General features: G+C 68.6%; 19 protein-coding genes. 13 read left to right on the top strand and 6 right to left on the bottom strand.

Annotated features, from left to right (window positions below; genetic code table 11):
• The first annotated feature begins 74 nt into the window (after positions 1–74).
• From PGH47_RS00100 to PGH47_RS00045, 11 genes are all read left to right on the top strand, one after another.
• A complete protein-coding gene (locus tag PGH47_RS00100) occupies positions 75–884 on the top strand; it encodes a hypothetical protein (protein WP_271661602.1) in 810 nt (269 codons plus the stop codon).
• Positions 877–1,362, top strand: coding sequence for a GntR family transcriptional regulator (locus PGH47_RS00095; RefSeq protein ID WP_271661601.1), 486 nt, complete (start codon positions 877–879; stop codon positions 1,360–1,362). The genes PGH47_RS00100 and PGH47_RS00095 overlap by 8 nt, the downstream gene beginning before the upstream one ends.
• Before the next feature lie 992 nt (positions 1,363–2,354).
• Positions 2,355–3,356: a glycosyltransferase family 2 protein gene (locus PGH47_RS00085; protein ID WP_271667926.1), complete on the top strand. Its 1,002-nt coding sequence runs from the start codon at positions 2,355–2,357 to the stop codon at positions 3,354–3,356.
• Complete coding sequence (locus PGH47_RS00080) at positions 3,353–3,787, top strand: GtrA family protein (RefSeq protein ID WP_271661600.1); 435 nt, start codon at positions 3,353–3,355, stop codon at positions 3,785–3,787. Before PGH47_RS00085 ends, PGH47_RS00080 begins: the two co-directional genes overlap by 4 nt.
• Before the next feature lies 1 nt (position 3,788).
• Entirely contained in the window at positions 3,789–5,324 is a 1,536-nt protein-coding gene (locus PGH47_RS00075) for a DUF6056 family protein (RefSeq protein WP_443048453.1), read from the top strand.
• A gap of 701 nt (positions 5,325–6,025) precedes the next feature.
• A complete protein-coding gene (locus PGH47_RS00070) occupies positions 6,026–6,406 on the top strand; it encodes an effector-associated constant component EACC1 (protein WP_271661598.1) in 381 nt (126 codons plus the stop codon).
• Positions 6,406–7,905 carry a caspase family protein gene (locus PGH47_RS00065; protein ID WP_271661597.1) on the top strand — a complete coding sequence of 500 codons (1,500 nt, stop codon included), beginning with the start codon at positions 6,406–6,408 and terminating at the stop codon, positions 7,903–7,905. Before PGH47_RS00070 ends, PGH47_RS00065 begins: the two co-directional genes overlap by 1 nt.
• Before the next feature lie 293 nt (positions 7,906–8,198).
• Positions 8,199–10,136, top strand: a complete 1,938-nt coding sequence (locus PGH47_RS00060; RefSeq protein WP_271661596.1) for an RNA polymerase sigma factor — start codon at positions 8,199–8,201, stop codon at positions 10,134–10,136.
• A 50-nt stretch (positions 10,137–10,186) separates the two neighbouring features.
• Entirely contained in the window at positions 10,187–10,411 is a 225-nt protein-coding gene (locus PGH47_RS00055; protein WP_271661595.1) for a hypothetical protein, read from the top strand.
• Positions 10,412–10,565: 154 nt separating this feature from the next.
• Entirely contained in the window at positions 10,566–11,915 is a 1,350-nt protein-coding gene (locus PGH47_RS00050; RefSeq protein ID WP_271661594.1) for a glycoside hydrolase family 18 protein, read from the top strand.
• 162 nt (positions 11,916–12,077) lie between these two features.
• On the top strand, positions 12,078–12,323 hold the full coding sequence (locus tag PGH47_RS00045) for a hypothetical protein (protein WP_271661593.1): 246 nt from the start codon (positions 12,078–12,080) through the stop codon (positions 12,321–12,323).
• Between the two features lie 75 nt (positions 12,324–12,398).
• Here the strand turns inward: PGH47_RS00045 and PGH47_RS00040 are convergent, their stop codons facing one another.
• The 6 genes from PGH47_RS00040 to PGH47_RS00015 form a co-directional block, all read right to left on the bottom strand.
• Entirely contained in the window at positions 12,399–12,665 is a 267-nt protein-coding gene (locus PGH47_RS00040; protein WP_271661592.1) for a hypothetical protein, read from the bottom strand.
• Between the two features lie 572 nt (positions 12,666–13,237).
• Complete coding sequence (locus PGH47_RS00035; RefSeq protein ID WP_271661591.1) at positions 13,238–15,154, bottom strand: hypothetical protein; 1,917 nt, start codon at positions 15,152–15,154, stop codon at positions 13,238–13,240.
• A 276-nt stretch (positions 15,155–15,430) separates the two neighbouring features.
• Complete coding sequence (locus PGH47_RS00030) at positions 15,431–16,057, bottom strand: TetR/AcrR family transcriptional regulator (RefSeq protein WP_271661590.1); 627 nt, start codon at positions 16,055–16,057, stop codon at positions 15,431–15,433.
• A 73-nt stretch (positions 16,058–16,130) separates the two neighbouring features.
• Positions 16,131–17,066 (bottom strand): SDR family NAD(P)-dependent oxidoreductase, encoded by a 936-nt coding sequence (locus PGH47_RS00025; protein WP_271661589.1) that lies wholly within the window; start codon positions 17,064–17,066, stop codon positions 16,131–16,133.
• A 566-nt stretch (positions 17,067–17,632) separates the two neighbouring features.
• Positions 17,633–18,472, bottom strand: coding sequence for a DUF899 family protein (locus PGH47_RS00020; RefSeq protein WP_271661588.1), 840 nt, complete (start codon positions 18,470–18,472; stop codon positions 17,633–17,635).
• Positions 18,473–19,092: 620 nt separating this feature from the next.
• The gene (locus tag PGH47_RS00015; protein ID WP_271661587.1) at positions 19,093–19,935 is read right to left on the bottom strand and encodes a hypothetical protein; all 843 of its coding nucleotides are present in this window, start codon (positions 19,933–19,935) and stop codon (positions 19,093–19,095) included.
• Between PGH47_RS00015 and PGH47_RS00010 the strand changes: the two genes are divergently transcribed.
• Positions 19,934–20,080 (top strand): hypothetical protein, encoded by a 147-nt coding sequence (locus tag PGH47_RS00010; RefSeq protein WP_271661586.1) that lies wholly within the window; start codon positions 19,934–19,936, stop codon positions 20,078–20,080. The genes PGH47_RS00015 and PGH47_RS00010 overlap by 2 nt on opposite strands.
• Positions 20,081–20,563: 483 nt before the next feature.
• Positions 20,564–20,909, top strand: a 346-nt coding sequence (locus PGH47_RS00005; RefSeq protein WP_271661585.1) for an SRPBCC domain-containing protein, incomplete at its 3' end; no start/stop codon positions are given.

The following is a 20,909-nucleotide window of genomic DNA, read 5'->3' as shown; positions in this document are numbered from 1 at the left end:
GTGACTTGTGTCGAGGGTTTGACACAAGATTCCGACAGGGGCATCTTGTACCCACTGCTTGGTACAAGATGACGATGGGGGATCTCCACGTGCTCGACACCGTCCCGCTCCAGTCCCGGCTGCTCGACCACGCCGACCACTACGCCAGATGGTCCGGCCTGGCCATCGGAATCGTGCTCGCACAGCAGTTGGTCACGATGGAGAGCGACGACATCACAACCCCCCTGGTGCTGGCCATCACGGCATTCGGCTTGTGCGCGGTGGGAGGTGTCCTGCTCGGCGACGCCCTGACGCTGCGTCCCCAGGAAGCGGTCCGCACCGCGAGTCTCGCCCCGCGTCTGATCCGTGACCATGTGCCGCCCCGCATGGCACCCCTGTTGCTTCTGCAGGCAGCCTCCCTCGTGGTCCTCCTGTTCATGGGTGCCGCAACGGCTTCCTCCGGCCCCGACCGGATAGATGGCGCGGGACGTGTCATGGTCGTCGCCTGCGAAGGGGTCAGTACATCCCTCGGCCCCTGGCCCGGCCTGCACTACAGCGGCCCTATGTTCGCAGCCCTGGCGGTCGGAACCCCTGCCTGCGTCTGGGCCCTGCGCCGCATCGCCTTCGGGCCCGGCGACCACCAGCAGCGCCGCGATCGCGCATGGGCGATCATGGGAGCCTGGGGGCTGCTGGTGTCGAGTCAGGTGATCCTCGTCGTCCTGATGCTCCTCATCGCGCTCACGGACGGGGCCTGCGCCGGCCCGCTGGGCGCCGTCACCATCGTGGCGATCTGCCCCCTGGGCCTGCTGAGCGTGTTCACGTTCGGATGGTCCCTGGTGACTGTGGTGGCACCACGGGCGGTTGACGACGAGGCTGCGGACGATGGGATCTTCGACGATGAGTGAGCGCGCAGTCCGTGTCGACACCACCAGCCAGGTGCCACCGTACGAGCAGATCCGTGCCCAGCTGGCCGCACTGATCCGCACCGGCCGGCTGAGCGAGGGCGAGCGCCTGCCGACCGTGCGTCAGCTCGCCGCCGACCTCGATCTGGCTCCGGGCACCGTGGCCCGCGCCTACCGCGAGCTGGAGGCCGCCGAGCTGATCCGCACTCGCCGCGGCGCGGGCACTCGGGTGGCAGCGCTTCCGTCCGGACCGTATGCGCATGATGCCCACCAACTCGGCACTCTGGCCCGCGATTTCACCTCTGCCGCCCGGGCGCTGGGCGCCGGCACGGAGGACATCCTGACGGCCGTGCGCAACGCCCTGAACTCGGATCCGGCCGACTCTCCGGCGAGGCTCGACAGCGCAGCCGATGGCCCGAGGGCTGCTGGAGCGTCGGTGAAGGTCACAGGTGTGCGGTACGGGCCTGAGCAGCAGATGTAGTCGTCGGAGGCGCGAGCCGAAACGCAGGCAGCTTCAGCGACACGCAGACCTCCGTACCCTGCCCAGTGCCTGAGTCGAGCGGCTGCCGGACGTCGTCACCGAGGAAAGAGCAGTGGTGCGCTCGGTTTCAGGCTGAACCCGCAGGGCCGCGCTCCCGCGACTGTCTCACTGGCCAACGGCGGGTGAACTGCGGCGAGGCGCTCCTTCTCGCCGGGCGCCGCAATCCCGGTGCGGGCCGTGCGTTACCGGCACCAAGTCTCCCGGCGACATCCTTGGCGCAATGCCGCCAGATCATTTCTGAGATTTCAGTCGTTCAGCGGCATAGCGGAGTACCTCCACGCTTGTCATTAGGAATGGAGGAGCCGACGCGCAGGATCGGCCCGTGGAAGCAAGGTGACGATGGATGCCGAGGCGCATGACGTATTCCGCAAGTTGGCGCCGCACCGGTCGCCAGCACTGGTGACGACTTCGGTCCTGCCGAGTTGTGGCGACACCCACGCGGGCGAAGACCTGTTGCAGAACGCGTTGACCAAGGCAGCTGGCCGCTTGGACCGCGACGAACCAGAGTCCTACGTCCGCCAGATCATGTACCGGCACCAGGTCTACCGCTGGCGGACGCAGTGGCTACGACGCGGGCTGCGCGCAGCCGAACCGCCGCAACGCGGGGCCCCGCCGACCGCTCCTGGCCCGGCTGCGCACTTGCGGCCACCTTCATCGTACGAATGGCCGTCGCCACGCCTGAGTTGAGGAATTGAGCACGTGCAAGGCCGAGTTGGACCGCGATCCCGGACCCGCGCCATGACGGATCCGGGCGGGCGGCGTGATCCGACCGGCTTTGTACACGGCCGGCCACATTCGCCCCGCAGTGGGAGTTCGCCTGCGACGTGCTGTTCGAAGCGGCAGGAACTGAAAGCCAAACCCGACGGCGCTGACGCGCATCGCCAGATGGCCGACAGCGCCGGTTGAAGCGAAAAGGAACCACCAGCGTGAAAGTGCCCCAAGTCTCCGTCGTCGTCCCCTGCTACAACGAAAGCGAGGTGATCAACGCCTTTCACACGGCCTTGGTCGAGGCTCTGGAGCCGACCGGGAGACCCTTCGAGATCTGCTACGTCGATGACGGCAGCAGCGATGTGACAGGGGCGCGCCTGCGATTCCTCGCTGCAGCGGACTCCCGCGTGCGCTACACATCCTTCAGCCGCAACTTCGGCAAGGAGGCGGCGATGCTGGCCGGTCTCCGTATGACCCGCGGTGATGCGGTGGTGCTGATGGACGCGGACCTCCAGCATCCGCCCGAGCTCGTCCCTCAGATGCTGGACTTGTACGAGAGCGGCAGCGACCAGGTGGTGGCCCAGCGCGATCGCACCGGAGAAGGAGCTGTCCGCACGGTGTTCAGCCGCGCCTACTACCGCATGGTCCGGCGCTTCATGGAAGTCGAGGTGGCAGACGGCGCCGGCGACTTCCGGCTGCTGTCACGCCGCGCCGTGAATGCCGTGCTCTCCTTACCTGAGAGCAACCGTTTCTCCAAGGGGCTGTTCTCCTGGATCGGCTTTGAGGCCGTCAGTTTCACCTACACCAACGTGCAGAGGGCGGCCGGGCAGTCCAAATGGGGAGGGCGTCGGTTGCTCAACTACGGCATCGACGGCCTGCTCTCCTTCAACAGCCGGCCCTTGCGTATGGCGATCCATACCGGCCTTTGGCTATTCCTGGCCGCGCTGGGCTACGCACTGTGGATCATCGCGAACGTCGTACTCCACGGTGTGGACACCCCTGGCTACGCGACGCTGGTCACGGTCATCGTAGGACTCAGCGGACTTCAGCTGGCCACCCTCGGCGTTGTCGGCGAATACGTGGGCCGCATCTACCACGAGTCCAAACGACGACCGCACTATGTCGTGAGCGAGACCGACGAATCCGACGAGGCGCCCACTCCCGCCCCCACCCCTGCCCTCGCCCATGGCCTCGAACCGGTCGCACAGGCGCCCTCGCATTCATGAACGCACGCGGACTCAGGCAATTCGCATCCTTCGCCGCGATCGGTGTCGTCAACACGGCCATCTACTACGCCGTGTACATCACCGTGAACCTCCGGCTGCCCTATCTGGCTGCCCATGCCTTGGGCTACGCCGTCGCCATGAGCGCTTCCTTCCTGCTCAACTCCTGGATCACCCTGCGCACCAAGCCGACCTGGAGGGGCTTCGCCCGGTATCCCCTTTCGGGTGCGGTCAATGTCGTGGCGAGCGGCCTCGTGCTTCATCTGGCGGTGAGAGCACTGGGCATGGACGAGAACGTTGCCGCTCTGGTCGCCGGCCTGCTGACCACACCGCTCTCCTTTCTCGTGGCCCGCTGGGCCATCACCGCAGGTCGGCCCTCCACGCCGCCCGCGGCTGGGACCATCCGACCGCACATGCACGAAGGGCAGCGGTGACATGACCACCGAGGCGACCAGCGCACCCCGTACAGAGCCATCCACCGACCCCGCTAGCTCCCGACGGACTCCGATGCCCCTGTGGCGCACACTCCGCCTGCCGGCACTGTCCCTGCCACCGCTCGCTCTCCTCGCCATGGCGTCATGGTCAGGCCGCTACGTCCGCCCCAGCGCGGACGAATGGTGCTTCATCCCCAATATTCGCGACCACGGCATCGCAGGCCTGATCGGCACCTTCTACTTCACCGACAACGGGCGCCTCGGCAATGGACTGCTCGTCGGCCTGTACGCCCAATTCCCGGTCGCCGGACACCAATGGTTCGCGACCGTCAGCGGCGTTGTCATGCTGGCGCTGCTGTGGGCGGTGACCGCCCAACTCTTGCGCGCCGCGGCTGTGGAGGCACCCCCGGGCACGGCACTCCTGGCCGCCTCCACGATGACAGCGGTCTTCCTCTTCGCGACTCCGAACACGTACAAGACGTTCTACTGGCCCGCGGCCTCCGTCTCGCACACCCTGGCGCCCGTGCTGGCGTGCGCGGCCGTGATCCCGCTGTTGCGGGCCCGTGGCAGCCGTGGCCGCTGCATCGCCCTGGGCACCGTGCTGGCGGCCGGCGTCTTCATGGGCACGCTCTCCGAGGAGGCCTCGGTTGTCGCCCTCGTGACGTCGTCGGTTCTGGTGCTGTGCGCCCACCACATCGTCGTGCCGAGGCTACGGCGCTTCGTCCGAGCCTGGTCGCTGACGGCGATGGCCGGTATCGGCATCGGCACACTCCTGCTGGTGACCTCTCCCGGATTCCGCACCCGCCGCACCCGCTACGACGCCGACCGGACATCCATGCTCGCCCCCGACAGCCTCATGAACTCCCTGCGTGGATACGTACGCATCTTGGAGACCGTCCTCACCACGTGGCAGTACCTCGCTGCGATCGCGGTCGGTGTGCTGATCGGCCTGCTCGTCCGAGGCCGGACCGATCGGCACGGCGTGTTCCTGCCGTACCGGCCGATGCTGCTCACGGCCCTCGGGGCCCTCACTGTCCTGGTGTCCGGATACCTCTGCACCGTCATCACGTATCCGGTCTTCGGGGCGAGGGTGGTGACCACGGAGCGCACCTGGAACGACTATCTCCTGCCCTACATTTTCGTGTTGACCGCAGCCGGCGCCTTTGCGGGCCGAGCGGTGCGCCGCCGTGGCCGCCGCACCGGAGTCACCGTGAGCGCGACCGCAGCCGCAGCCCTGTGCACCGCCGCCGTACTGGCCCTGTTCGTTCCGTTGCACGGGCTCGGCGAAGACATGCGGGTGCGGGCCGCGAACTGGGACCAACAGGACCGCTACCTGCGCGAGCAGGCGGAGCGGGGCGCGAGCGTGGCACCGTACAAGCCGCTCCCGGTGTCCAAGATGCTGGAGCCGTTCAGTAACGGGGGGCGCAGGGTGTGGCCGGCGCAGTGCGTCGCCGACTACTACCACCTGGAGAAGGTCACCCACTCCGCCGACCTGCCCGGCCGCGGAGCCGCATCCACAGGTCGGGGCACCCGATGATGCTCAACGTGACCGGCTGCGAAGTGCTTCAGGGGACGCGCAGCGGCAACTGCGCCCGTGTACGTCTCGCGCGTCAGATCCTCGGCGCGCCGATGCCCAGCCCGGTGGCGCGGAAATCAATGATCGCTTGGGCCCGATGAGCAGCGTCCAGCCCTGCCAGAGGCAGACTCCATGGCAGCCTGGGATTCCAGCAGCGAGGAGCCGGTTCTGGCCCCGTTTCCGGCGGCCGGCGTTCAGCCGTCGGTAACGAGCCCGTTCTCCGCGAGGAAGGAACCGGCGGCGCCACCTTCGGCGCGCTCGCGCTCCTCGTCTCCGTGCCGGCCGCCAGCACGGTGCCCAGAGGGTGCTTGGTGGGCTTGTTTGTGGCAGTGGCGGTTGTGTTCGCGGTGGCGCCGTTCGCCGGCGCTGACCAGACCGCGACGATTGCCTGCTGCGGTGGTACGGGCAGCTTCTAACAGGGACCGCTCACCGCCATCTCGCTGTTGGGGGGAGGGCCGGTCGGCTTGCTGGCGGGCCTCCTTCAGCAGTTCGGCTGCCTTGCCACGGGAAGCCCCAAATCGGGGCGACTCGGGGTGGGCTCTCAGCTGCTGCCCTGACTGATTCTTTCTTCAGGACACTCTCCGCAGGGCTCTTCGCCGTTGCGTGACCGTCGCGATGTCGTTCTCCATGCAGCTGGGCCAGTCCAACTGGGGGAGCGTGTCGTGCAGATTCGGATCAGTGTCCCGGCGGACGAGAGCGGCGTGACGGTCCGCGACCTTTACCGATGGCTGCGGCTGGACGATGACGTCCGTCGCCATGGAGAGGTGCAGTTGGTGCCCGCTGAGCGCGTGAGCGGGACCATGGGAGCGATCGAGGTCATCGATCTGGTTCTCGGACAGGGAATCGCGGCCCTGAATCTCGCCTTGGCGTATGCCGCATGGCGCAGCGCCCGCCCTGGGGCCCCGCCGGTGACTGTCTCGGTCGACGGTGTGTCGGTCACGGTTCAGGATGGTTCTGAGGAGTCGGTGCAGCGCATTGTGAGCGTGCTGCGTTCCCTGCCGTCGGCGGAGCCTCCCGTGCAACACGACCCCGGGACTGAGTGATGGGGTTGCCGGACCCGCTCAGTTCCCGTGCTGTGCTGATCGGGGTGGGTGACTACGAGGTCCTGGAGTCGCTGCCGGCGGTCCGTAACAACCTTGCTCAACTGGCTGAGTTGCTGAAAGACACCACAGTGTGGGGGCTGCCCGTTGATCACTGTGCGGTGCTGTACAACCCCCGGACCAGTCATGAGGTCCTCGACGTGGTCAATGAGGCTGCTGCCCTGGCGCGGGACGCCTTTGTTGTCTACTTCGCGGGCCACGGGCTGATCTCCGCACACGCGGATCTGCACCTGGCCCTGCCTGGATCGGATCCCGGGAGGTTGTACCGGGCGGTCGATTACGGCCTTCTCCGGCATGAGTTGGTGGACACGTGCTCCGCCACCAGCCGTGTGGCGATCTTGGACTGCTGTTACAGCGGGCGTGCGCTGCAGGGGCACATGGGGGCGGTACCCGACCTGGCAGATCAGGCGAGGGCCGACGGCACTTATCTGATGACGGCCTCGGCTGAGACCAAGCTCGCCTGGGCTCCCGCAGGGGAGCGGTACACGGCGTTCACGGGCGAATTGGTGAAGGTGCTCGCCGAAGGGGTTCCTGGTGCTGGTCCGCTACTGACCATGGACGCGCTTTTTTGGCAGGTACGGCGTGAACTGTCTGCCAAGGGACGTCCGGTCCCGCAGCAGCGTGCGCGCAATGCCGGACACGGCATCGTGCTGGCCCACAACCGCGCGGTGCGCAGAACGGACCCGGCCAACGAGGGGGATGACCGTGGTAGCGGGCGGCATCAAGCTCCAGCGCCCGTGCTGCAGCCGCCGGCCCCGGTACCTCTTGCTGTTTCGGACAAGGCCGGCAGGCGTCGGGTTGGTGTGCTGAGCGCCGTCGCGGGCAAGCCGCTGCGGAAGGTGCGGCTCGCCGTCCTGCAGCGTGAACTGGCGGCGCAGAACGCGGTCGTGCTGCGAAGCGAGGAGCCCCTGGGCAGGCGTCCCCTTGCACGTGGCTGCCTGAAGACGCTGTTGTACGTACTGTGCGCGTACCTGGTCTCGGCGGCGTGCGTGGAAGCGATGGCGGTGCCTGACACCTGGCCGTTTCTGGGCATTTTCACGTCGATCCTGGCCATCGGCTATCTCGTGACGATGGCGCGCCATGAACGGCGGCTACGGCATCCGCCCAATGCTGTGTGCATCGGTCCTCGGGAGATCTACATCGAGCGCCTCGGGCTATGGATCCACGTGCCCTGGTCGGCCATCCGCTCGGTTCACCCGACCCAGGACGGGCACTATCTCGAACTGCTCCTCGACTCGTCGCTCGCGAGCAGGCATGTACGGATCGTGCTGCCCCGCGCGGCGCGCAGAACGCCCGAGCTGCTTCCCCTGTGTCCCTATGGCTGGTTCGGCTACGAGAGTGCCGAACTGCTCTCCGTGCTCCGCCGGTTTGCGCCTCACGAGATTCTCGATCCGACGCTGAGGACAGGACGACCGGCCTCGGACTACCCGCGCTCGTCGTGATCTTCCGGTAGGAACCGCCGACCAGCAACTGTCTGCGCTGGATGCGGCTGGTGGGTGTGGGTGGGGGTTCTGACCGGTGGACGTGGATGGGTGTGTGCCCTCATACGTGTCCTTGCTCTCTGCAGTATCGCGATTGCGGATAGTGGCGCCCTGGGGATGGGGCGGGCCGCGATGATGGGCGCCGGGGAGTGGGGCGAGGCCGGGAGCGGCGGCGGAAAAGTCGGGTGTCCGGGGTTGACCCGCCGGTGCGACTTCTTAGTGAAGGGCCTCGACGGAGGGGCCGGCCGTGCACGATGCCGCCGGGTGGGCGGGAAAGTGAAGTGATGGCGTTGAACGATGCCCAACGCAGTCTGGTCCAGCAGTTCATGCGAGGGGACCAGGAAGTCCGGACGCGGGTCGTCGACCAGCTTGACGGCCCGGACCGCGCCGACCGTCTGGAAGCCGAACGGGTCCTGGTGGCGTGCGTTCGTCAGGGGGACTGGCTGGCCTGGAACACGCTGCTGAGGCACTTCGGGAACGGGCTGATGTCCGTGGCATGGCAGCGGCTGGGGCGACGCCAGCCGGCCGAGGACGTCGTCGTCGAGGCGTTCTACGAACTGGCGATGGCCGGAAAGGAGATCGAAAGCGTACGTGGCTGGCTGCGGACCTACGTCGACCGCCGTGCGGTGTCGGCCTACCGCCGTACGTGGCGCGAGGTATGGGCGGCCGACCCGTACGAGCTGATGGCCGTGCCACCGGGTTCGTCCACTGAGCCGGCCGAGGGCGAGCTGGCGGCGCGAAGGACCTGGCAGGACGTCAAGCGTTTACTGACGCCGGAGGAGCAGCTGCTCATCACCCGCCTGGCTGACGGGGCGAGTGCAAGCGATGAGGCGGCGGGGCTGGGCGTGTCCGTGCACGCGTACGAAAAGCGCCGGCAGCGGGCCTGCCGGAGGGCGCGGGCCGTGCTGCGGGTGTTGCGGATGTGGCCGCAGGAACGCCGGTGCGCCGACCTGGAACGCATCTTCACCGAAGCGGAGAAGAGGGCGGTCACGAAGCAGGAGTGGCTCACCCAGAGCGTCGTGGACAAGGTGACCCTGCACCTGGAGAAGGAGGGGCGGAGCAGGTGCCGCCACTGCGAGCGCCAGGAGGAGCAGCACGCGTCCTTGCGGCTTCCCTATGAGGGTCTGGTGATCTTTGCGCCCTCGCCGGAGCTGCGTGAGCGGATGCGGCAGGTCTGCGCCGAAGTACGCCTGGGACACCAGAAGAAGACGCAGACGCGGCAGAACACCGACGCCCCGGCTGGCGGCTCCCGGCGGACGGTCACCCGCCGGTACACCCCGCCCCCTTCCAGGGGAGCGTTCGTCGGCGGCCCCCGTGCAGTGCCGCGGCGCCGGCCGGCGCGCCGTGTGGCCAAGGCGGCCGGGGCGGCTCTGTTGGCCTCACTCATCACCCTTGTCCTCACCGATCAAAGCGGTGCGGGCATCAGCCTGCCGAGCCTTCGACAGGTTCCCGGAGTGGGAGCGTTCGCCGGCCCCGGTGGCCATGAGCAGGCCGACGGTGACGACTTGGGCGGCGACTCGAACGGTACTGCCGCTGAGGGCGGCAACGCCGGCAGGGCCAAGGGTGACGACGACAGCGGCCGGGACCGGGGCCAGGACGGCGGCGCTGGCGGCGGAAACGACCGCCGTGAGGACGGCGACCGCAGCAGCGGCGACCCCGGCAGCGGCCGCCACGGTGATGGCGGCGACGGGGACAGCGGTGACAGCAGCGATGAGAACGGCGGCGACGGGATCAGCGGTGATGAAGACGGCGGGGACGGCGAAATCCGTCTGGAAGAGGGCGGGGTCGTCGCCCCGCCGGAGGACGTCACCGGCCCCAGCGTCAGCCTGGCCGGTATCAGCGCGAGTGCCGTCGGCCAGGAAGTTGTGGACCATCACGGCTCGCTCATGCAGACCTGCGGTCCCGGCGGCACCCCCACCACCTACAGCGTGTGGGTGGCCGCATCCGACCCGTCGGGCGTCTACCGCCTCGTCCTGTCCATTGAGCACCCCACCGACGGCACCTACGAATCCAGCACGGGTGTAGCCGACGGCGACGCAGTCCGGTTCGACATCCCCGCCTACCGCACCGGCCCCAAAGCCCTGGAAACAGTGCAGTTGCGGCTCACCGCCTGGGCGAAGGACACGAACGGCAACCGTACCGACGCCGACCTCGGCACCCTGCCGCTCTACGAGTGCGGCGAACCCGGCTGACCACCCGTCTGCCCAGACACCCATCCAGATCCACCACCCCGGAGCAGCACGTGACGTCCGTACCCTCTCCCGAGCCACCGATCCCACCCGAGAACTCCCCGCCCGGCCCGTTCATCACCCAGCACACCGCCCTCGTCCTTCTGACGGCGCTGGTCATCGGCCTGATCGTCGCGGGCCTCACCTTCCTCAACGGCACACCGGCCGCGGGCGCCGTCCTCGCCGGCGCCCTGAGTGCCGGAGGCAGCGTTCCGGTACTGCGGACCCTCATCCGCTGAGGCACACCACGGGGGCGGGTCGCCGGCATGAGGTGGCCCGCCCTCAGGAGTACGCCGAGTGTGCGCAACCGGCGTGCGGTCGGGAGTGGCTCTGTAACTCGCCCATGGCGGACCGCACTTGACGGCAATGGTCCATACCAATACGTTTCCGGGCATGCGAATACCCCTGAGAAGACTGGCTGTTGCCACCTGCTCGATGTCCATGCTCGCTGTGCTCGCTCCTGCGGCGGGAACGGCTCTCGCGACCGAGTCGTACTCCGCCACGGCCAAGTACGGAAAGCGGGTGGGCTACTTCACGCAGTGGGGCGTCTACGGTCGCGACTTCCAGGTCAAGGACCTGGACACGAGCGGTCAGGCAGCCAAGCTGACGCACCTCAACTACGCCTTCGGCAATGTGAACGCCGAGGGAGAGTGCTTCACCGGGAACGTGCCGGGCGAGGCTGATGCCTGGGCCGACTACGCGCGCCCGCTCGACGCCGAGAACTCCGTGGACGGCGTCGCCGACACCGACACGCAGGCGCTCGCCGGCAACTTCAACCAGCTGCGTGAACTCAAGGCGAAGCACCCGGGTCTCAAGGTAATGATCTCGCTGGGCGGTTGGAGCTGGTCCACGCACTTCTCCGACGCCGCGCTGACCGCGCAGTCGCGCAAGAAGTTCGTATCGTCCTGCATCGACCTGTACATCAAGGGCAACCTGCCGGTCGACGGCGCACGGGGTGGCGCGGGCTCGGCCGCCGGGTTGTTCGACGGCGTGGACCTGGACTGGGAGTGGCCCGGTTCGCAGGGTGACACGGACACTGTCTACCGGCCCGAGGACAAGAAGAACTTCACCGCCCTGGTGCACGAGTTCCGTACTCAGCTCGACGCCTACGCGAAGAGTCAGGCGTCGCGTGGCAAGAAGGCCAGGCACTACGACCTCACGGCGTTCGTGCCGGCCGCGCCGAACGCGATCGACGCGGGGTTCGACATCCCGCGGATCATGCGGGACTTCGACTTCGTCAACCCCCAGGGGTACGACTACCACGTGTCGGGCCAGGCCACGACGGCCCAGCAGTCGGCGCTTTTCGCCCCGGGCGATTTCAGTGTGGACCAGACGGTCCGTGACTGGGTGCGCAGGGGTGCCCAGCCGCGCAAGCTGGTGGTCGGCATGCCGTTCTACGGGCAGGGCTGGACCGGTGTGAGCGGCGGTGGGGATGGCCTTGGCCAGCCTGCCGTGGGTCCGGCGAAGGGTACGTACGCGGACGGTTACGAGGACTACAAGGTCCTCAAGGGTCTGGCCGCCTCGGGGGCGTACACCGTGTACCGGGACCGCTGGAACGGCAGCGCGTGGATCTTCGACGGCACCACGATGTGGACGTACGACGACCCAAAGGTGCTGAAGACCAAGTCGGCGTACATCCGCAAGCTCGGGCTGGGCGGCGCGATGTTCTGGTCGATGGACGGCGACACAGCGGACGGTGAGCTGACAGCAGCAGTGGACAAGGGGCTCAACGGCCAGCGCTGACCCACCACCCACCCACCGGGCCCGGCACACACGATGCGCGCCGGGCCCGCACCATATTCTTGCCAGAGCACCTCTACACGGAGGTATTCAGGTTGTTCGATAGCGGTGATCGGGCACCGAGCCGATACTGACGATCCTGTACGTCATCCAGGGGGAGGGACCATGGCACAGGATCCCGCGCCGAAGCACCTGACAATCACCCTCGACTTCGACCTCCAGACTGCCAACTCCACGGTGAGCGAGGCCAGGGTTAGGGCGGCCTACAGGGCAGCCGCCGAAGCGGCCCTGGCGGCAGCCACCGAGCAGCTTCCCGAGGGGAGCATCAAAGAGGTCACGGCCGAGCTGGACTGGTCATACCGCTGGATCGGGGAGCCCGAGGTCCTCTTCACGCGGGACGAGCAGGGCTGAGACGCGAAGAGCCCCGGTCGGTGGGCCGACCGGGGCGCTCATCCTCGCGGGTTGGTTTGGGGCAGCTTTTTGTGATCAGTCGGCCTCGACTCCGCGAGGGGCTTGGATGCGTGCGAGCTGTACTACGCGCGGCCTGGTGTCCATCCGCTCCATGGTGCGCTCGTGCCTGGTCAGCAGCTCCTGTACGCACTCCCGGGAGGGCCACAGCGGGGTCTCGCCGTCCCCGCTCGTGATGTCGCCGATCCGGGTCACCTGTGTGCCGTTGCGGCGGCACCGGGAGCAGGAGCCCAGCTCGTACTGGTACGCCGCGTCCGTGCGGACGGGCTCCGGAAACTCGGGCACCCCTCCTCCCGGCGCCGCCTGAGCCGCTCCTCGCGCGAGAGGGTGAGGGTCAGCTCCTTGTCGCCGGGCGCGGTCCAAGTGCCCGCCCACGAGGGGCACATGACGCCCCTCAGCAGCTCCCGGCGCGGCTCCGTCATCGTGATGTGGTCCTCAGCTCCCGGATTTCCTGATCGAAGTCCGGCACCCCGGCTGTTCGCAGATCCAGCCGGGGTGAGTCGTCAGCTGGTCCGTCATGGTCGTCCCGTGCCTCCTGACGGGGGTCAGGCCCTGCTCCTCGGTCACTTTGCCGTTGTCGGTGCGGATGTGGTGGGCGGTGGCTTGGGTGCATCTCCACGATGATGCGGCTGGCTCGTGCGGCGGAGAGGTCGGTGGGGGCAGAGGGGCGGTCTGGTCGTTGGGGATGGCGTGGCGACGGGGTGCCGGCTTGCCGCGGACCTCGATCTCGAGCCGGGCACGGTGGCCCACCCGAACCTGTGCACGCCCGGGCGGGACTCCAAAACGAGTTGGACCGATGCCCCAGTGCCGTGAGGGTGGTGTCGGACTACTACTGGTGTCGTGTGGGGTGTTGGTGTTCAGCGTGTGGCCGTGGCTGTGGCGGCTGTGTTGAGGATGCGGTGGAGGACGGGGAGGGGGATTGCTGGGTTGGTGACGGCGGTGTTTGCTGTGTCGCGGTCGTGTAGCAGCCCGGCCAGGACGCGGGCGGGCAGCCTGGGATTGCGGACTACGGTGTCGCGGACGTGGGCTTCGGGGTCGTTCAGGAGCCGTACTGCGTCGGCGGGTGAGAGCCGGGGGTCCTCGGCCGCGCGGCGGCGTACTTCGGCTTCGGGATCCCGGGCCAGGCGTGCGACGTGGGCCGGTGTGGACTGCGGGTCGTCGAGGGCCAGGCGGCGCATGCGCCCGCTGGGGTCGGTGGCGTAGCGGAGCAGGCCGGAGCGGGGGAAGTTGGGGTGGCTGCGGGGGCGGCCGGGGTGGCTGAAGCTGCCGTCCCACCAGCGCCAGACCTCCAGGAGCATGTCGGCCGGGGCGTCCTCGCATGATTCGGCGAGGAACAGGCGGACCACCCGGTCCCCGTCCTGCGCCAGGCGCGCCACGACATCCGGCGGGAGGTGCCGGGCTCGGGCCACGCTGCGGCGGATCAGCGGGTGGGACGACGCGGCGAGGCGGCGCATGGCGTCGGCGTCGCCGTGCAGGTCCTCGACCCAGGGCAGGGTGTGCGACATCAGTGTCGGGTCGAAGTCGTGGCGGATCGCGGCACGTTGTTTCTCGGTGAGGTCGGGGCGCAGCGCCACTTCGGAACGGACGTCGTCGTGCGGGTCCTGTGTCAGGATGGCGACGCTGTGCGCGCTCAGGGCCGGGTTGGCGGCCAGTGTCCGGCGTACGTTCGCGTCGGCGTTCCGGACCAGCTCGGCTTCCAGCTCGGGTGCGAGGCGGCACTGTTCGATCGCCCGTTGTGGGTCGGGCAGGGCGGCGAAGACCTCGGCGGGCATGGGTGCTCCGGTGTGGTGGGCGAGGAGCGCGGCCGTTCGCACCGTGTTGTCGGCGTCGGCCAGCAGCCGCTCCCGCAGCGCCGTAGCGAGTTCCTCCCACCGGGCGCAGGCGGCCGCCCGTAGCCGGGGATCGGCGTCGCTCGCGAGGCCGGGGAGGTGCCGGGCGGGGAGGCCGGGGAGCTGGGCGGCTTGGGCGCGGGAGGGGCCGGTGAGGAGGTCGTCGTACAGGACCTCGGGGAGTGCGGCGCCCCGGGCGCGGGCGCGTTCCGCCCACAGGACGCGTCGTGCGGGGGACGGCTCGGCGCGGATCAGGTGTGTCCACTGATCGGGTGTGAGCTTGGGTCGGAAGGTGTCGGCGAGCGTTGACCGCACGCGCGGATCGGGGTGTGCCACGGCGGCGTCGAGGACGGTGGGCCGGTCGCATCCGTGCAGGAAGCCCTCGTCCACATCCAGCAGCCGGATCAGCAGTTCGTCCGTCGCGGCGGGGTTGAACCCGAGCCCCTCCGTCCAGTGCAGAGGCCATGCAGGTCGGCCGGGCACCGCCGCCCACACCTCGGCGCGCTCGGCCTCCGTCTCGTGCACGGCGGCCGCGGCGGCCTCCTCCAGCCGCTCCGGCAGGCGATCGAGGGCCGTTACCCGGGTTCCGTCCGTGCCGGGCACGGCTGCCAGCAGTACCTGCCCGTCGGGGGAGAGCGCCACGAACCCGGGGTCGCCGGTCAACTCCGGCACACAGCTCCCGGCATGCCGGACCCGGGTCCACCATGCGTCGTTGCCGCCGATCCGGTGCCTGTGGACGGCCACCAGGAACTCGCCGTCGGCATCGCTAAGTCGGCGCCACCACGCGGCGTCGAGTTCTTGCGGGGCCGCGCCGTCCGGTGTCGCGATTCCTCGCGCGATCCGCCAGCCGGCCTCCGGCGGGAAGAGGTTGCCCGGGCGTACCTCCTCGATGACCGTGAGTCCGGCACGTGTGAGGAGGTCGTGGAGTCTTTCTCGGCGTTGCACGCGATCATGATCCCCGTCGGCTCCCAGGGGTACAAGGCCCTGAGTCCGGGCCCGACCGGCCCCCACTCGTGTCGGGGGAAGCGGCGAAATGCGCCTTCCGGGGTTCAGGTGGTCGATGTCGAGTCGGTATGCCGCTCCAGGCCCGGCTGGCCCTCGCTGCTCATGGGCTTGCCGCACCGCAGACGTCTTGGGGGACATGTGAGCTCTGCCGGCCGGCCGTCCTGGCAAGACCTCGAAGGGTGGGTGGACGGGACGGATGCACCCGTCCCGGGGCGATCAGGTGCTGTTGGGGCGGCGGTAGGCCCCGTGCCACCAGATCTGTGCGAGTTCACGGGCGAAGGTGGCGTCGCCGGTGCCGTTGTCGACGCGGATGTGGTGGGCGATGGCCTGGGCGCCTCCCCAGACGATGATGCGGCTGGCGCAGACGGCGTCGAGGTCGGTCGGGGTGAGGCCCGCGGCCTGGTCGGCCAGGAGGGACTGGAGGGCCGTTTCGTCGAAGCCTTCGAGGTCGGCGGTGTAGAAGTCGTCGATCGTGGGGTCGTAGGCGGCGGCCTCGCGGACTGCGGTGATCACGCTCTGGTGGGCCCGGTGGATGGTGATCACTTTTTCGAAGAACCGGGCGAGCTTGTCGGGGCCGGCGGAGGGATTCCACTGCTGGGCGAGTGCCAGCAGAGACTCCCGCAGGTCGTTGGTGAGCCGTATCAGGACGTCGGACTTGCTGGGGAAGTGGGCGTAGAACGTGGCTCGGGAGATCCCGGCCTGCTCCAGGATGCGCTGGACGCTGATCTCGGAGAAGGCTTCGCCGGAATCGAGGAGCCGCTGAAGGGTGGACATGACCTGGGCCACGGTTGCGGCCGAGCGTGCGGCGTGGTGGTCGGCCTGGCGTCGGGTCACGGGTCTCATCGGGAACCTTCTGGTGTGTCTTCGTTCTCGTCCGGTCCACGGCTCGTGGGGTGCGGCCTGCGGGAGCAGTGGATCAACGTATTACGGGCAGAGCGTAGTCCCACAGCCGGTCGGCGGCGGCGGGGTCGACCGCCCACTTGGCGACGCCGGCCATGACGTCGGGGCCGCCGTCGACGGTTTCGGATTCCTGGTTGTCCTCGAAGTAGCGTCCGGTGACGCCGTCGAGGAGGGGGGATGCGGCCAGCAGCACTGTGGTGGCGGCGCCCTGTGCGGGGGTCTTGTAGTAGTCGGGGGTGATGAGGTTGCCGTCCGGGTCCATGGCGCCGAGGGACTGCAAGGTGGCCTTGTCGAGGTGGCGGGCCAGGTTTGTGTGGATCCAGCCGGGCGCGCAGGCGTTGGCGGTGATGCCGTCCTTGGCCCATCGGCGGCTGATGCCGACGGCGAGCAGTACGTCGGCGGTCTTCGACTGTGCGTAGGCGAGGAACGGGTCGTAGGGGTGCCGTTCGAACTGCGGGTCGTCGAAGTCGAATCCCGCGCGCAGCTGCGCGCCGGAGCTGACCACGACGACGCGCGGGTTCTCGGCTTCCCGCAGGGCGGAGTGCAGGCCCTGGGCCAGAGCGAAGTGGCCGAGGTAGTTGGTGGCGAGCTGCATCTCCCAGCCCTGTGCGGTGACCTGCCGTGTGGGGAGCATCATCACGCCGGCGTTGGCGATGACGGCGTCGACCGGTCCGCTCCAGGCGTCGCAGAAGCCGCGGACGGAATCCAGGTCGGCAAGGTCGAGCGCGACCGCGCGGGTTTCCGGGAATTCGTCGAGCAGTGGCTTGGCGTCCTCGGGGTTCCGCGTGGCTATGGTCACCTGCGCTCCGGCACCGGCGAGTGCGCGCACCGTTTCGACGCCTAGTCCGGAGGACCCGCCGGTGACGATCATCCGGCGTCCGCTCAGATCGAGGCCGTCGAGGACCTCCGCGGCGGTGGCACGCATCCCGAACGGAGTGGTTGTCAGCGTCATGGCCTGTGTCCTGCCTTGAAGGGGTGGCTGGTTGTCGGGCGTTGGTGTCCGACGGGCTGCTGCCGGAGGACCTTCGCGCGAGTAACCATACAGTGTGTTCAGACATGATGTACGTTGAGGTCGGAGCTGGAGGCAGGCGGCGTAGGACGGAGTGGCCTGCCGTGCGGCGTCAGGCAGGCAGTGGCCGGTGCCACGGTTTTCTGGCTGGTCGATGCCGAGAGCCCGCTTTGTGAGGGGCGCCGAGGTGCCGGCTGCGATGTGGACGGAAGTCCTGGCGCTCGTCCAGAGACGACTGGCGTCGGCGTAGATCGATCACCGGGCTCTGAGCTGGGCTTTCATGTCTGTATGTCGCCGAGGCAGGGCCAGTCGCCCTTCTTGCGCCCGCCGATCTGGGAGAGGGCGCGTTGACCGGTTCGTCCCGGCTCGTCTTGGAGCGGCCCGCGATGACTTCCGGAGCCGTCCGTCTCCTATGCAGGTGGTGGTTTCAGCCGGGATGCGCGCGGCATGAGAACGAGGCCCCGGTCGAAAGCGAGGAGGCCGCTGCTGCCTGATCACGCGTCACGCGATCAGTGGCAGTGACCGGGCTCGGTCGCCGGGCCGGTGCCGGTGGCGCCCAGGTCATCGGAGTGGTCGGCGTCGACACGCGGCCACTGTGCTGTGGGACGTCCACCCGGCCACTCCCACAGCGGCGGCCAGTCGGGAGCCCCGCCCAGGGTCCGCGTGGCCTGCCCGAGGCGCGGCCAGCCTGCCGGTGAGTCCTCCCAGTCCTCCTGACGCCCGAACGCCGTAAGATCCATGAGCGCGTAGTTGTAGTCCACCGCCTCGGCCCCGCGACGCTTGGTCCAGAACGTCTCGAAGACACGGTCGCCGTCGCGCAGGTAACACACCAGGTGGAACAAGCCGAGCTCCCGGCCGACAAGAAGCGACTCGAGCGAGGGCTGGGCGGAGTACCACGGCATCGCCCAGCCCATGAAGGCGCGGTAGCGCAGGCTCTCCTCGTACGACGTCTGCGCATCTCCGAAGCCGTAGGCCGTGTTCCGCCCCTGACAGAACACGGCGAAGGTGATGTCGCGGGAGTGCAGATAAGCCAGCTCGCCCACGTGGCTCATCACCCAGGTACAGCCTTCACACTGCTCAGCGGCTGGCCGACCGGGCCACCACATGAAGTAGTAGGCGATCATCTGACGTCGCCCTTCGAATGCATCCAGGAGCGTCATGGGACCGCCCGGCCCCAGCAACGGGCTGTCCGCGGCCACCTCGACCATCGGGAGCCTGCGGCGTGAGGCGGCGATCGCGTCGCCTTCACGGGTGTGGGCCTTCTCCCTCGCCCGCAACCCTTCCAACTGCTGCTCGAAGGTCGCACGGTCGACGACCGGCGGTTGCGCCCTGCTCGAGTTCTCGGACATCGGAGGCTCCTGGGATCGCTCAGTTGCGACTACGGACCATTCCTCAGCAACGTAGTCACAGGTCGGGATCGCCGTCATGCGCAATCCGACCTGGCTCTATCGTCTCCGAACATGCCAGCGACCGCTGGGCGGGCCGGCGTACCAACGCCCCCCGGTCCCGCGGTTCGGGCTGGCGCGAAGTACGAGAAGCCGACACTCGTCGAGCGGCCCGGGAAACCAGAGGAGAACACAAAGTCGTAAGACACGCCGATCCACATGTCTTGACTATTCCTTGGCGTCAGTGGTCCAGCGACGACGGGCGATGGCGGCGCAACTCGCGGTCCAGCAACGTCAGCCCTGGCATTGAGGGCCAGCCGCCCCGTTTCACGGCGCCAGGCCAAAGGCACCGTGCGCCAGTTGCGGATGCTGCCCGCCCACATGGCCAACGGTCGGAATCACACGCTGTCGGTGGACGGCAACGCGTACGAGTGGATCGAGGTGCTCCTGCTGGACCACGGCTAGGTACCACGATGTGTGCCCCTCGGCTGCCGGTCGTCCTCAGGCGGGGGTTGGCCTGTCGCTGACCTCGGCGTGAAGGTTCCCTGCGGAACCCGTGCACCGCAGGCCCCGAAACGCCTCCATCACTCCCCCCGACCGTTTTGTGGGCGGCGGCCGGGACGGCCGCGGTTTTGGGGGCAGTGGGCCGGTCGGCTCCGGGTGGTGGTGTGTGAGTTGAGGGCGGTGTGTGAGGTGAGGGCGGGGTGTCGGGTGGGGCGGGGGATTGCTTGAGTTTGGAGTGCGGTGCGGGCCGGGTTTGCCGTGGTCTTGCCGTGCTTTTTCTGCGTTGTTGCGACCGTGGTTTGCGCGGCAGCCGTGAAGCTGGTGTCGGGGGAGAAACCGAATTGGGCGTTGACGGTGATCTGGTCGGCGATGCGGGGGCCGGGGGTGGTGTGGATGTCGGGCGGTGCGCGGGACCAGATCTCGCTGTCCGTGTGGACCTTGCTGATCCGGTCGGCGTGTGTTTGGTCGGAGTTGATCCGGTGCAGACAGTGCGGGGCGTTGCTGTGGGTGACGGAGTCCCAGTCGGCGGCACAGGCGACACAGGCGACGTCGGCTTTCAGAGGCCGGCCGTAGGGTGGGGCGGCGTGTTCGTCGACGGCGACGGCCGGGTAGTCGCCGAGGGCTTCGCCGATGGAGCCGGTCTCCATGGAGCTGGCGAAGCCGGGCGCCTGGGCGTGGTGCACGGCATGGCCGTACTCGTGCACGACGACCTCGGTGTCCTCGGTGTCCTCGGTGTCCTCGGCGTTGTCCACGCCTCCTTTGCCGAGGCGGATCTCGGCCTTCTTGTCGGTGAGGAAGGAGTTGTCGGCGGCCCACTGGTTGATGCGAACCGGCTGCATGCGGTGGTTGGCGCCGGGCAGCTCGCTGCCGAAGCCGGGGCCCTGCAGGTACTGCTGCGCTTCGTTGACCCAGAAGTACGCCATGACCTGTTCGAACTGGTCGTCGTGCCGGTTGTACGAGGTGGTGTCGGCGATCCGCGCGCAGGTGCCGGTGTCGGAGCGGACCGGGGCCCAGCGGCGGGAGGGCCCACTGCTGCTGTCCAGGTTGCGCGGCGCGACGGTGGCGTAGGCGGTGGCGGGGCCGCGGCGGCAGCGTCTTTGCCGTCGGTGAGGGACTGATGGCCTGAGGACGGGACTGAACCGGGTTGACCATGAAGAGCCGGGCCTGCGGGCCGGCCAGGGCGGGGGCGGCGCCCGTGGCGGAGGCCGAGCCGGTTGTGACGATCAGGGCCACGGTGGCGGTGGCTATGGCGAGCAGAGCGCGGGGTGTGCGGAGAGCCATGTACATCCTCCCGTTGCGGATGGCGTGGAAGTGGCGCGGGTGCGGGCGCGACCTTCGCGCACCGGCCCCTTGTTCGACCAGGTCCATGGCAAGCGGTGGTCCTGGCAGGGTCGTCTCGGGTCGGGGTGTATGCACTGGACCGCAGCCGGCTGCCCTTCGTGCGCCGTTACGGCCGAGGTCGGACACTCCGCGATCCGCAACCTTTTGTTGCGCATTGGTGTCCCGCGGCGTACGCTGACATGCAACCAAAGGTTGCGAAAGGGTCGTGTCATGGAGGAGTACGGCAGTATCGAGCGCGACATCCACGTCGACGCGACACCCGAGGTGGTCTTCGAGGTCATCAGCCGCCCGGAACACATGCGGGAGTGGTGGCCGGACGAGGCCAGGTTCGAACCCGTGGCAGGGGCGCCCGGTGAGCTCTTCTGGCGCGACGAGGCGACCGGCGAGACGATGACGGTCGCGCTCACCGTCGTCGAGGTCGACCCGCCGTCGCGGTTCTCCTTCAGGTGGTGCTATTCCGGTGCCGACCGCGCCGGGCACTCGCTGCTGGTCACCTTCGATCTGACGGCGAGGGACCAGGGGACCCTGGTGCGGATGACCGAGACCGGGTTCCGCG

Source organism: Streptomyces sp. HUAS 31 (assembly GCF_028198125.1).
Classification (GTDB): domain Bacteria; phylum Actinomycetota; class Actinomycetes; order Streptomycetales; family Streptomycetaceae; genus Streptomyces; species Streptomyces chartreusis.
Note: the sequence above shows the minus strand (reverse complement) of the source record. Positions and strands in the feature narration are given on the sequence as shown.